Source organism: Pseudarthrobacter sp. 01T43 (assembly GCF_056398665.1).
The window spans coordinates 431,229-444,628 of record NZ_JBFTPV010000003.1; the positions used below are offsets into that span (position 1 = coordinate 431,229).

Consider the following 13,400-nt stretch of genomic DNA (forward strand, 5'->3'; position numbering starts at 1 on the left):
CCGGGGCCTGGACGGGCTTAGCCGGCAGTGGTTTGGCCGGTAGCCGCTTGGCCGGCACCGACTCAGCCGGCAGCCCCTTAGCTGGCCGCAAGGCGTCCCAGCAGCGGCTCCAGCCCGAACCGCTCCTCCAGCTGCGCCCGGGTCAGCTGGCCGTGGTAATGCTCTTCCAGCAGCGGCATCAGCTCGTACTTCCAGATCCGGCGTAGCCCGGCAGGCGTCTGCGCTGCCGGCTTCATGAAATACGACGGGCCGATCATCAGGTCCCGGTCCCACTCGTCAATGGCCGCGTTCAGCGCATCGAGCAGGAGCGCCGGTGTGGTGTCTAGCTGCCGCGCCTGCAGGAAGCGCAGCAGCGAGCCCTTGACCGGTTCTGTCTGCGGGTGCAGCTCGATGAACGCGAACCGGCGGCGGATGGCGGCATCCATCATGGCGATGGACCGGTCTGCGGTGTTCATGGTGCCGATGATGTAGAGGTTGTCCGGCAGCGTAAACGGCTCGTTGGGGCTGTACTGCAGGTAGATCCTGTCGTCGCGATACTCCAGCAGGAAGTACAGCTCGCCAAAGACCTTGGCCAGGTTGGCGCGGTTCATCTCGTCGATGATCAGGAAGTAGGGCTTCTTTTCGTTTCCGGGCTTGGCCGCTTCCTCTGCCAACCGGCGCAGCGGGCCTGCCACGAGCTTGAAGGACACCTGCCCCTCGTCCGTTTTGTCCGGCCGGTAGCCTTCGAAGAAGTCCTCATACGCGTATGACGGATGGAACTGCACCAGCTTCACCCGTTCATCCGTGCTGTCCTGCGCGAGCTCCGCGGCGAGGTGCTTGGCCAAATACGTCTTGCCGGTTCCCGGCGGACCATAGAGAACCAACTGGCGGTTCTCCTCGAGCAGTTCCGCAATCTCCTGCAGCGGCTCGAGGTCCATGTGGAGCGAATCCGCGAAGGCGCGGTCCAGCGGGCGAAAGCCCTGCGGCACGGGGACGACTTCGACGGCGGCTGTTGCGGGGTCGTCGTCGTCCGGTTCGGCCTCGCCGGGGACGAGCGCCTGCAGCGCCTGCACCACCTTGGTGACGTCCACGATGATCCCGGCAGTGGCCAGCTGTCGCTGGACGTGACGGGGAAGTTCGCCCGTGGTGTGCCCTTCGTCGTCGAGCCAGCGGACCTTGCGCCGCATCTGGCGGTTGTCCTCATTGTGCTCAGGTTCACCCAGCACCACCCCGAGCCGCACCTTGCCCGAGTTCTGGTACAGGACAAGGTCGCCAGGTTTCATGACCGTCAGGAACGCGAAGACGGCGGTCTTGATGTCCTCCCGCTCCACGTAGCCCAGATGCTTGTAGTCCTCATCCACCGCGTGCTGCACCAGCCCGGCAGTCACCCCGGGGTCGAGGTGGCGGAGGTGTTCGACGTCGAGCGTCACCTTTTCCTCCTCGTGCCAGGAGGCGAGGAGCTCGGCGTTGTCGCTGTGGGTTCGCAACAGCCACGCGCGGCGGCCGGGGTCCCCGACCTTGCGCCACTGGCTCACCAGTTGGCGGGCGTACCAGTCGATGCGCTGCCCGGCCTGTTCGTCCAGGTGGAGGCGGATGCGGTGGATGTCGGCGGTAATGTCCTCGTCCGAGTCGCCGTTGGCGCCGCCCACCAAGGAAGCGAACGCATCACGGATTTCGCGGCGTTCGACGTCCGCCACCACCGGTTCAAAATAGCTGGGCCATGCCAGGTACTCGATGCTGCGACGGATGGCAGGCTGGTCCTCGGGGGCGCCGGCAGCCAGCTCGTGGAACTTCAGCGGTTCCTTCAGCGCCTTGTTGATGGCCGCCGGAACCTGCTGGTCCACGTGCTGCACGAACCGGCAGAGCCACTTCAGGTGGTCCCAGATGGTCCAGTTGAACTCGGCGGTGCGGTCCCTGATCACGCCGTGGTCCGTCATGCCCTTGTACAGTTCCTCGGGCAGCTCCAGCGCAGGCTCCAGCCAGGACGCGGCTTCCGCCACGCGGGCGCGCTTGACCTTGAGCGACTTCACCTCGTGGGCCAGCGGCAGCGACTGCAGGAAGAGCAGTTCCACTGCGAGCTGTTTCGCCTCGCGGGAGGCTCCTTCGAGGTTCTGCCGAAGGTTCGTCATCATGGGCGCCTTGGCGTCCGCCACGCCACGCTCCAGCCGCTCCAGCAGCTCGGCAGCGGCGTCGGCCGTCCACGTGAGGGTCTTGCCGTCCAGGGCCGACGGCTTGCCCTGCAGGCCCGGGCCGAGTACAAACCACGCAGCCTCCTCGATCTCCTTGGAGACGCCGAGGGCGCGGTGCATTGCAGTCTTGGGAGGCGGGGTCATATGTTCAAATTTACAGGCTCAAGCTGAGTGGCTGCTCCTAGGCCGCTGCCCTCGCGGATCTTGCCGGGGCGTCCTATGTATGTGCACCGGGCCGCTTGCGCCCAAGAATGAAGTATCCCAACGGACCGATGAAATTGATGAGGGCCGCCGCCCGCCAGGCCGCCTTCGGCCCGTTGATTTGGGCTGCCGGGCGCTTGCTGATATCCCGCTGGGCAGCCAGCATCAGCGCCACCTGCACTATCCCCACGGCCACGAATCCTGCCCGTGCCGCCGGTGACATCTCTTTCCAGGTCTTTTTGGCCTTCTTTGCCATGGTCAACGCTCCTTTGTGGGTATACCCAGTTTCGGGTGTGCACGGCGCCCGTGCAACGGGTACCGGGTTGTAAGTGCGGGTTTGCAGGTGCACAACTTGACAGTGCACAGCGTGCCCGCGGCTCAGAAAGTGAACGGCGCCATCCGTTCTTTCTGCTCGGGTGTCAGACGCAGGACGCGCCCGGAGGCCTCGTCCACAAACGCGAGGTGGCTGCTGCCCCGGACGCAGTCTTCACGGGTCACGGGGTCCTGCACCAGGTAGTGGATGTCGAAGCTGGCGCCCTTCACGGCCCCGATCCACACCTGGACCACGGCCGGGACATTGCGGTATTCGAGGGTCTTGACGTAGCGGATCTTGTGGTCCACCACGAGCGCCAGCGTTCCCTCGGGGACCTCGTTGAAGAGTCCGACTTCGGGCTCGATGCCGGGCATGCCGGTACCCCGCGGCGGCCCGAACGCGGCAATCCGGGCCTCCTCCAGCATCCGCACAATCTGGACGTTGTTGATGTGACCGTAGGCGTCCATGTCACCCCAGCGCATCGGCACCAAAACCTCGATGCGCCGGGGTCCGGCGTTAGTCTGCGCGCTCAGCTGTGTACCGCCGTCGAGTCGTCCACTACCGTTTCCTCAACGTTGGAGCCCGCGAACTGCGACATGTACAGGCGGTAGTACGCGCCCTCGGCTGCCAGCAGGGCCTTGTGGTTGCCCTGCTCCACGATCTTGCCGTTCTCCATTACCAGGATGGTGTCGGCATCGCGGATGGTGGACAGACGGTGGGCGATCACAAAGCTGGTACGGTCCGTCCGGAGCGCGGCCATGGCCTTCTGGACCAGCAGTTCGGTACGCGTGTCCACGGAGCTGGTGGCCTCATCGAGGATGAGCAGCGACGGGTTGGCCACAAATGCGCGGGCGATGGTGATCAGCTGCTTCTCACCGGCGCTGACGTTATTGCCCTCCTCATCGATCACGGTGTCGTAGCCATCGGGCAGGGCACGGACAAAGCGGTCCACGAAGGTTGCCTTCGCCGCCGCCATGACCTGCTCCTCGGTGGCGTCCAGGTTGCCGTAACGGATGTTGTCGTAGATGGAACCGCCGAAGAGCCAGGCATCCTGGAGCACCATGCCCACTTTGGACCGCAGCTCGGAGCGGCTCAGCTTGGTGACATCCACGCCGTCCAGGGTGATGGACCCGGAGTTGAGCTCATAGAAGCGCATCACGAGGTTGACCAGGGTGGTCTTGCCCGCGCCGGTGGGGCCGACGATTGCCACGGTGTGCCCGGGCTCGGCCGTGAAGGACAGGTCTTCGATCAGGGGTTTGTCCGGCGTGTAGCTGAACGTGACGTCCTGGAACTCCACGTGCCCGTCGGTTTTGGCCGGCAAGTGGTCCGTAGCGGTCTCGGCGTCCTGTTCGTCGGCGTCGAGGAATTCGAAGACCCGCTCGGAGGAGGCCACACCGGACTGCAGCATGTTGGCCATTCCGGCCATCTGCCCCAGCGGCTGGGTGAACTCGCGCGAGTACTGGATGAAAGCCGTGGCGTCACCCAGCGACATCGAGCCCGAAGCTACCCGCAAGCCACCCACCACAGCGATACCCACATAGCTGAGGTAGGAGACGAACTGCATGACCGGGAAGATGATGCCGGAGACAAACTGGGCCCCGAAGCTGGCCTTGTACAGGGCCTCGTTCCGCTCTTCGAAGCGCTCCAGCATGTCGGCGTCACGGCCAAAGACCCGCACCAGATCGTGCCCGGAGAAGGACTCCTCGATCTGGCCGTTCAGCTCACCGGTGTTCTTCCACTGGGCGGCAAACAGCTTCTGGCTGCGCGAGCCGATCAGTCCGGCCGCAACACCCGAAAGCGGCAGGGCGATCAGCGCGATCAGGGCCAGCTGCCAGGAGACGATGAACATCATGATCACAATGCCGATGACCGTCAGCAGGGAACTGATCAGCTGAGCGAAGGCCTGCTGCAGCGCCTGCTGGACGTTGTCGACGTCGTTCGTCACCCGGGAGAGGACGTCGCCGCGCTGGCGCGTGTCGAAGTAGTTCAGCGGGAGCCGGTTCAGCTTCTTTTCGGTGTCGTCACGGAGCCGGCGGATCACCTTCATCACGATGCGGTTCAGCACGTAGCCCTGCAGCCACAGGAAGATATTGGCCACGAAGTACATCAGCAGCACAATGGCGATCAGGACGGACAGTTTCTGGAAGTTGATCCCGGTGCCGGGAACGAGCTCCATCTTCGCGATCATGTCCGCGAAGTTCTCCTGGCCCTGCTGGCGCAGCCCTTCAACGAACTGGTCCTTGCTCGCGCCTGCGGGCAGTTGTTTGCCCACCACGCCGCCGAAGATCACGTCCATGGCCTGGCCCAGGATCTTGGGCGCGATAACGTTCAGGACCACCGAGACCACCACCAGGGCCACCACACCGTAGATGCCCACGGCCTCAGGCTTCAGGAGCCCCATCAGCCGCTTCGCCGAGGGCCAGAAGTGTTCGGCCTTTTTGGCAGGCATGCCGCCGAACATGTCGCCGTCGGCCTCGGAAGGCTTGAATTCCTCCTCGAAGAATTCGTCCTCCAGGAGGTCCTCCGGCGTTGTCGCGGGTTCCGTCTTTTCGAGGTTCAGGCCGGTGTGGTCCTTCTTGGCGGCGCTCATGCCATTTCCTCCACGCTCAGCTGGGATTCAACAATTTCCTGGTAGGTGGGCGAGGTTTCCAGGAGTTCCTCATGCGTTCCGCGGTCAACGATCCTGCCGTTGTCCAGAACCAGGATCTGGTCGGCCTCGGTGATGGTGGAGATGCGCTGGGCCACAATGATCACGGTGGCATCGGCGGTGGTCGGTTTCAGCGCGGCACGGAGCCTGGCATCCGTGGCCACGTCCAAGGCCGAGAAGGAATCGTCAAAGAGGAACACCTTGGGCTTGGTGACCAAGGCGCGGGCAATACACAGCCGCTGCCGCTGGCCGCCGGAGACGTTGGTGCCGCCCTGCGCGATGCGGGAGTTCAGGCCGTTCTTCTTCTCTCGGACAAAGTCCTCGCCTTGGGCGATGTGCAGTGCATCCCACAGTTCCTGGTCCGTGGCTTCGGTCTTGCCGAAGCGCAGGTTGTGTTCGATGGTGCCGGAGAAAAGGTAGGGCCGCTGCGGGACCAGGGCAACGCGCTTGGTGATCTCGGCGCGGTCCAGGTTACTGACGGAGACGCCGTCCAGCAGGACTTCGCCCTCGGCAATGTCGTAAAGGCGTGGCAGCAGGGACAGCAGGGAACTCTTGCCTGCACCGGTGGAACCGATGATGGCCACGGTCTCCCCCGGCTTCGCCGTGAAGCTGATGTTGCTCAGCACCGGCGACTCGGCACCGGGGTAGGCAAAGGTGACGTTCCGGTACTCCACTACGCCGGCGAGGGCGGCGGGCGTTTCGGGACGTTCGGGATCATGGATGGAGGGTTCGACGTCGAGCACTTCACCAATGCGGTCCGCGCAGACTGAGGCGCGCGGGATCATCATGGCCATAAACGTGCCCATCATGACGGCCATCAGGATTTGCAGCAGGTACTGCAGGAAGGCCGTCAGGGAGCCCACCTGCATGTCGCCGGAATCCACACGCTGGCCGCCGAACCACAGCACTGCGGCAGTGGAAAGGTGCAGGATCATCCCGATGGCCGGGAACATCAGGACAAACAGGGCCCCGATCTTCAGGGAAACGTCGGTGAGGTCCTTGTTGGCTACTCCAAATCGGCCGGTCTCGTAGGGTTCGCGGACAAAGGCGCGGACCACCCTGATGCCGATGATCTGCTCACGCAGCACGGCGTTGATGCGGTCGATCTTCTTCTGCATTGCGCGGAAGAGGGGCATCAGCCGGACCACCAGGTAGCCCACCACCACAATCAGCACAGGCACCGACACCCAGACCAGCCAGGACAGGCTGAGGTCCTCGCGGAGCGCCATGATGATGCCGCCGATGCACATGATGGGGGTAGCCACCATGAAGTTCAGGCCCATCAGCACCAGCATCTGAACCTGCTGGACATCGTTCGTGCCGCGGGTGATGAGGGTGGGGGCGCCGAACGTGTTCACATCCTTCGCGGAGAAGCTGGTGACCTTGCGGAACACTCCGCGGCGGAGGTCGCGCCCCACAGCCATGGCCGTCTTGGAGCCGAAGTAGACCCCGGCGATGGCCGTGCCCACCTGGACCAGTGCCACCACGAGCATCACGGCTCCGGTCCGCCAGATGAAGTCGGTGTCGCCGCGGGAAACGCCTTCATCGATGATCTGGGCGTTGAGGCTGGGCAGGTAGAGCGCTGCGATGGTGGACGCCAGCTGGAAAAAAATCACGGCCACGATGTATGGCGTATACGGCTTGGAATAGCGCCGTATCAGGGTCAGGAGCATGCCCACGGGTCCTTAAGGGAGAGAGCGCGAAATGGTGAGATAAGTAGTAGCAGCAGAGGCTGACATTCTTAGCCTACCTACTCTACGAAATCAGTTGGCCGGGCGAAATACGCCCGGGCAAAATCATCCTCAGGAGGTACGCCGAAGGCGGTCAGTTCACCGCGGGTCAGTGCCCTGCGTTGGTGAGTTCCGGCGTCGCGCGTTCAGCATCTGCCGTCGTCTGGGTGCCCGGCTTGGCGACCGGCTGGATGTCCACGGTGCGCCGCAGCGGGCGTTCCTTGATGAACAGGACCGCGATGAGTGCCACCACAGCCACCGCTGCGGAGATCAGGAAAACCTCGGCAGTGGCGTCGCCGTAAGCGGCGCGCATGATCTCACGGACGGGTGCGGGCATGTCCACAAGGTCCAAGGAGGCGCCGGCCGAACCGCCAGTCACGGGGATGCCTGCCGCGGCCAGGCCCTGCGTGGCGAGTTGGGTGACCCGGTTGCTCAGCACGGCACCAAGCACGGCGACGCCGATCGCCCCGCCCACTGAGCGGAAGAACGCCACGGACGCGCTGGCCGTGCCGATGTCCGAAGCGCGGACGGTATTCTGGACGGCCAGCACGAGGTTCTGCATCAGCATGCCCAGGCCAACGCCAAGGATGGCCGTGAAGATCCCGGCCTGCCAGAGCTCGGTGGTGTGGTCCATGGTGCCGGCGAGGCCCAGGCCGCCGATCAGCAGGATGGAACCGCCGATCAGGTAGCCCTTCCATTTGCCGGTGCGGCTGATCAGCAGGCCGGAGACAACCGAGCCCGTCAGGTTGCCGGCGATCATGGGAAGAGTCAGGAGCCCGGCCTCCGTGGGGGTGGCGCCGCGGGCTACCTGGAAGTACTGGCCCAGGAAGGTGGTGGAGCCGAACATCGCGATGCCCACTGCCACGGAGGCGAGGATGGCCAGGGCTGTGGTGCGTTCGGAGATGATCTTCAGCGGAATGATGGGCTGCTCCACCTTGGATTCAACGAGCACCAGCAGGGCGAGCAGCACCACGCCGCCGCCCACCATGGCGGCCGACTGCCAGGAAACCCAGTCGTAGTAGGCGGGGTTGCCGGCGAAGGAAACCCAGATCAGGAGCAGGCTGACACCCGAGGTCAGCAGGATGGAGCCGAGCCAGTCGATCTTGGCGGGGCGCCTGACATGCTGGATCTTCAGGGTGACCTGAAGGAGGATGAGGGCGACGACGGCGAGCGGCACGCAGACGAAGAAGGTCCAGCGCCAGCCCAGCGGGCTGTCCACGATGAATCCGCCGAGCAGGGGGCCACCGGCAGTTCCGACTGCCATCACACCGCCCATGTAGCCGGAGTATTTGCCGCGGTCACGGGGCGGGATCATGGTGCCGATGATGGCCTGGGCCAGGGCGGTGAGCCCGCCCATGGCAGCGCCCTGGATAACGCGTGCTGTGAGCAGCAGCGGGATGGTCTCGGAGAGTCCGGCCATCACCGAACCGGCCACGAAGATGACGATGCTGAGCTGGACCAGGACCTTCTTGTTGAAGAGGTCGGCCAGCTTGCCCCAGATGGGGGTGGTGACGGCGTTTGCCAGGAGCGCGGCCGTGATCACCCAGGCGAAGTCGGTCTGGGTGCCGTGGAGGTCGGACATGATGGTGGGAAGTGCGTTCGCCACGATGGTGCTGCTGAGGATGGCGGTGAAAAATGCTGCAAGGAGCCCGGTGAGGGCTTCCATGATCTGGCGGTGGGTCATCGCCAAGGGCGGTGCGGCGGGTGGTTGGCTCGACATATCAGTCTTTCTGGAGGGTCGGGGTGGTGATGGGTCCGGCCGCCGTTGCCCGGGCTGATTGTTTGAGGGATTCGGAGAGTTTTGTCAGGATCCGCGCCGTGTTCTCGGCGTCGTCCTGGCTCCAGTCACTGAGGTAGCCCTGCAGGGTGGCCGTGCGGTGCTCCTCGATGCGCCGGAGCTTCTCCACACCGGCCGGTGACAAGGCAACCAGTTGGGCGCGCCCATCGGCCGGATCCGGCCGACGGACAACATAGCCCTGCTCCTCGAGGTCCGCGATATGCCGGCTGAGGACAGGAGCCGATACGCCGAGGCGCTCAGCGAGGTGCGTGGCGCGGGACTCCCCCTCCCCCACATACCGGAGGACGCCCTGCAGCGCGACACCGGTGTCCTGCCCGCTGAAGCTCGCCGCAGCCACGCACCGAACCACTCGTTGAAGGTCGAAAATGCGGTAGACCAGGTCCGCTGCGGTGTCCGGCGCGACTGCCATGGTGAATACTCCTCAGTTGTTTGCCTCAAGCAACTATATATCTAAATAGTTGCTTTGGGAAACTAACGAGCAAACGCGCGGGGTGGGGTGGTGTGGCGGCGCTAGACGTCCAGGTGGGTGGGAGCGAACATTTTGAGGAGCGTTTCGACGACGACGACGTTCGGCCCGTGTGCCGCGAAGCCCGCCTTGAGCGCGTCCCCCACGTCCTCCGGGGCCACGCGCGTTGCCGGTACACCGAACGCCTCGGCGAGCTTGACGAAGTCCGGGCGGGCCAGCTCGGTGGCGGTTGCCTTGCCGAAGGCACCCACCATGTATTCACGCAGGATGCCGTAGCCGCCGTCGTCCACAATGAGCCAGGTGACGGGGACGTTGTGCTGCTTTGCGGTGGCGAGTTCGGAGATGGAGTACATGGATGATCCGTCCCCGGAGACGGCGAGGACCCGGCCGGGCCGGCCCGCTGTTTCCAGGCCCACAGCGCCGCCGATGGCTGCCGGGAAGCCATATCCGAGGCCGCCGGCGCCCTGGGCGGAGTGGAACTGGCCCTCCCGTGCGTCCCAGCAGCTCCAGCCCCAATAGGCAGCGATGGTCATGTCCCAGAAGGTCTGCATGCCCGCCGGCACTGCCTCGCGGATATCGGCCATGAACTTCAGTTCCTTGGCCAGGTCCTGTGACTCCAGCCGGGCGCGCACCTTGGCGAGGGACTCCTTGACCAACGCTTCGGGGGTGGCGCCGCGCCAGTTGGGCCGCCCTACCTGGCCGGTTCCAGCACGCACCCCCACCAGGGCTTCCTCGAGGGCGGCGAGCGCCTGGCCGGCGTCGGCACGGATGCCCAGGCCCGGGCGGTTGGATTCGAGCACCCGCGGTTCGGCGTCGATCTGGATGATCCGGCCGCGGGGCTCGAAGGTGAAGTAGTTGGACGTGACCTCGCCCAGGGACGAGCCGATCACAATCAGGACGTCGGCATCCTCCAGGACGTCGGTCATGTACCGGTCCTCGATCCAGGACTGCAGCGAGAGCTCGTGGTTCCAGGGGAACGCGCCGTTGCCGCCCGGGGTGCAGATCACCGGTGCGCGCAGCTTTTCCGCGATCGACAGCAGGGATTTCTCGGCCCGGCCCCGCCGCGTACCCCCGCCGGCGATGATGGCCGGACGTTCCGCCGTCGACAACCACCTCACCGCCTCCCGGATCAGCTCCACGCGCGGCGGGTTGTCCGCGGCCTCGGCCAGCGCGTCCTCCACCGGGGGGACCATGATGGGATCCAGCAGGACGTTCTGCGGGATCTCCAGCCACACCGGACCCTGCGGCGAGGAGATCGCCTCGGTCCAGGCGTCCTGGATGGCCGACGGGATGCCGGACGCGTGCTGGATCAGGCGCTGGCTCTTGGTGACATTCGCGGCCGAGGCCTTCTGGTCATCGAGCTGGTGGAGCATGCCCCTGCGGCGGGCGCCGAGCCCGTCGAGGGGGATCTGGCTCGCCACCACCACCATGGGCACACCGGTAGCGTAAGCCTCCTGCAGCCCGGCAAGGGAGGTCAGCGCGCCCGGTCCGGTGGACAGGAACAGCACACCCACTTCCCCAGTGGCGCGCGCATAGCCGTCGGCCGCGAAGGCGCTGTTGTTCTCCACCCGGGAGGACACAAAATGCAGGTTGCCGCGCCCCATGGCGTCGAACAGGCCCAGCGCGTGCTGGCCCGGGATGCCAAAGACCGTCTTGGCGCCGAGCGCTTCGAGGGTCTCGACGACGAGGTCCCCGCCGTTGCGCTGGCCGGCGCCGGTCCCGTCGCCTGAGGCTGCGCCGGCGTCGAATTCACTCATTCTGATGACTCCTTCGAGGCGGCCGCGAAACCGGCAGGCTGGCGTGCTTCCCGGCCGAGGGCCTGGGCGGCGTAACCATTGGCGGCGCCGAAACGGTCGCCTTCCACCGCATTGTCCGCCATGAGGGTGACCAGTTCATAGGCCACGTGGCTCGCTGCCACCCCCGTTATTTCGGCATGGTCATAGGCCGGTGCCACTTCGACGACGTCGGCGCCCACGAGTTTCAGGCCGCGGAGCCCGCGGATGATTTCCAGGAGCTCACGGCTGGTGATGCCGCCGGCTTCAGGCGTGCCGGTGCCGGGCGCGTGCGCGGGATCCAGGACGTCGATGTCCACGGAGATGTACAGCGGGCGGTTGCCGATCCGGTCGCGGACCTTGGCCACAGTCTCCAGGACGCCCTGGTAGTAGACGTCGGCAGAGGTGACGATGCCGAACCCAAAGCGGTGGTCGTCGTCGAGATCCTTCTTGCCGTAGAGCGGACCGCGCGTGCCGATATGGCTGATCGCGTCGGTGTCCAGGAGGCCTTCTTCAACGGCCCGGCGGAACGGAGTGCCGTGCGTGTATTCTGCGCCGAAGTACGTGTCCCAGGTATCCAGGTGTGCATCGAAGTGCAGCAACGCGATGGGGCCGCCCGCACGTTCCGCTGCTGCGCGGAGCAGCGGCAGGGCGATGGTGTGGTCCCCGCCGAGAGTCATCAGTTTGCTGCCGGCAGCCGTCAGGTCCAGCGCGTTCTGCTGGATGGTCTCGATGGCTTCGTTGATGTTGAACGGGTTGACCGCCATGTCGCCGGCGTCGGCCACCTGGACGTCTTCGAAGGGGCTGACGTCCCAGGCGGGGTTGTAGGGACGCAGCAGCCGGCTGGCCTCCCGGATGTGGTTTGCCCCGAACCGTGTGCCGGGCCGGTACGAAACGCCCGAATCGAAGGGCACACCCACCACCGTGACGTCGGCCTGGGCCACCTGGTCCAGGCGCGGCAGCCGGGCGTAGGTGGCGGCACCGGCGTATCGCGGGACGCGGGCCGAATCGATCGGACCGAGGTTCCCATTGGCTTCGATGCGCAGCTCTTTCACGGCGGGCCTCTCCTTCAAGGATTGATCTGTGACAGCCATCATAGACCCGGGTTGCCCCCTGCGCATCAAATGTTTACAAGAGCAGTGCTTATCGGCTGGCTGCAGGGACCAGGACCCAAAGGACCTCCACCGGTTCGTCAGTCGGATTGACCCAGGTGTGGGGTTCGCGCCCGGGGAAGGTCACGGTATCGCCGGTGGTGAGCTCGAATTCCTCGTTCGTCATGATCAGGCGGATGTGCCCCTTGATCACGTGGAGCACATCGACATCGCAGTCCACTGCATAAAGTTCAGCTTCGCCCCGGCCGCGCGGCTCAATGACTGCCTGGATGATTTGGATGCGCCGCTCGGACCGGGCAGTCAGCAGCCGCTCCACGATGCCTTCGCCACCCAGAGAGATCCGGGGACCTTCATTCCGCTTGGTCAGGTGCGTTTCGGGGGCAGCGAACAGGTCGCCGATAGAGATGGAAAGGACCTGGCACAAGGTCACCAGCGAGGCCACAGAGGGAGAGGTAAGGTCCCGCTCCACGCGGCTGAGAAAACCTTTGGTCAGCCCGGTGGCGTCCGCAACCTGTTCGATGGTCAGCCGCTGCGACTGCCTGGCAGCACGGATTCTGGAACCGATGGCCACCGGAACGTTGCTTGGCTCTACGGGCAGTGCCTTCATGTGCGGACCTTTCGTGGCCGGCGGTCCGGCCCCATCTCTGGAGCAATCCTAGTAGTCAACCGCCGGCATGACGCGGATGGCACCGGGTCCGGGAACGAGCCTTCACCAAACAAGCGTTCAACAACAGGAGGCGCACGACGGCGGCACTTTCGGTTCCGTATCAACGAAACCGGAAGTGCCGCCGTCGTCCGTTCTATTCAGTTCCGCGGAATTCGTCATCATCCAGGGGGACCACGCGCTCCTCGGCGTCCAGTTCCACCGGGGGCGACGGGACCACCGCATGTTCGGAGTCCAGGAGTTCGTCTCCGGCGTCCCACTCGTCCTCGCTGATGGGGACATCCTCGGCGTAGTCGTATGCGGGATCCGCTTCAACTGCCTCAAGGTGCGGCATGTCCGGTTGGGGTCCGGCGGTGTTCATGGTTCAACCTCCGTTTGTTCGCCTGACGTGCTCATTTTGGTGGGCGCCAATGGGCTCCCCACCTTCATCAGAGCACCGCCGGCCAGCCCGGTCAAGGGCCTTTGGCAGCACCCCGGGAGCAGCTCCTGAAGAGCTCAATTTTAAGGGAAACCTAAACTCATCAGTGAG

The 13,400-nt window shown here is 65.0% G+C and carries 11 protein-coding genes; all 11 read right to left on the minus strand.

The window, feature by feature from the left end:
* Positions 1-77: 77 nt before the first annotated feature.
* Complete coding sequence (locus AC1DIM_RS05470) at positions 78-2,312, minus strand: McrB family protein (RefSeq protein ID WP_477709478.1); 2,235 nt, start codon at positions 2,310-2,312, stop codon at positions 78-80.
* Between the two features lie 73 nt (positions 2,313-2,385).
* Positions 2,386-2,625 carry a PLDc N-terminal domain-containing protein gene (locus tag AC1DIM_RS05475; RefSeq protein WP_477709479.1) on the minus strand — a complete coding sequence of 80 codons (240 nt, stop codon included), beginning with the start codon at positions 2,623-2,625 and terminating at the stop codon, positions 2,386-2,388.
* Between the two features lie 122 nt (positions 2,626-2,747).
* Entirely contained in the window at positions 2,748-3,164 is a 417-nt protein-coding gene (locus AC1DIM_RS05480) for an acyl-CoA thioesterase (protein ID WP_477709480.1), read from the minus strand.
* 47 nt (positions 3,165-3,211) lie between these two features.
* The gene (locus AC1DIM_RS05485; protein ID WP_477709481.1) at positions 3,212-5,272 is read right to left on the minus strand and encodes an ABC transporter ATP-binding protein; all 2,061 of its coding nucleotides are present in this window, start codon (positions 5,270-5,272) and stop codon (positions 3,212-3,214) included.
* Positions 5,269-7,002: an ABC transporter ATP-binding protein gene (locus AC1DIM_RS05490; RefSeq protein ID WP_477709482.1), complete on the minus strand. Its 1,734-nt coding sequence runs from the start codon at positions 7,000-7,002 to the stop codon at positions 5,269-5,271. Before AC1DIM_RS05490 ends, AC1DIM_RS05485 begins: the two co-directional genes overlap by 4 nt.
* Positions 7,003-7,168: 166 nt before the next feature.
* A complete protein-coding gene (locus AC1DIM_RS05495) occupies positions 7,169-8,779 on the minus strand; it encodes an MFS transporter (RefSeq protein WP_477709483.1) in 1,611 nt (536 codons plus the stop codon).
* Between the two features lies 1 nt (position 8,780).
* Complete coding sequence (locus tag AC1DIM_RS05500; protein WP_477709484.1) at positions 8,781-9,266, minus strand: MarR family winged helix-turn-helix transcriptional regulator; 486 nt, start codon at positions 9,264-9,266, stop codon at positions 8,781-8,783.
* Between the two features lie 101 nt (positions 9,267-9,367).
* Positions 9,368-11,080, minus strand: a complete 1,713-nt coding sequence (locus AC1DIM_RS05505; RefSeq protein WP_477709485.1) for a thiamine pyrophosphate-binding protein — start codon at positions 11,078-11,080, stop codon at positions 9,368-9,370.
* On the minus strand, positions 11,077-12,150 hold the full coding sequence (speB, locus tag AC1DIM_RS05510; RefSeq protein WP_477709486.1) for an agmatinase: 1,074 nt from the start codon (positions 12,148-12,150) through the stop codon (positions 11,077-11,079). Before speB ends, AC1DIM_RS05505 begins: the two co-directional genes overlap by 4 nt.
* An 88-nt stretch (positions 12,151-12,238) precedes the next feature.
* Positions 12,239-12,814 carry a helix-turn-helix domain-containing protein gene (locus tag AC1DIM_RS05515; protein ID WP_477709487.1) on the minus strand — a complete coding sequence of 192 codons (576 nt, stop codon included), beginning with the start codon at positions 12,812-12,814 and terminating at the stop codon, positions 12,239-12,241.
* Between the two features lie 193 nt (positions 12,815-13,007).
* On the minus strand, positions 13,008-13,232 hold the full coding sequence (locus AC1DIM_RS05520) for a hypothetical protein (RefSeq protein ID WP_477709488.1): 225 nt from the start codon (positions 13,230-13,232) through the stop codon (positions 13,008-13,010).
* Positions 13,233-13,400: the final 168 nt, after the last annotated feature.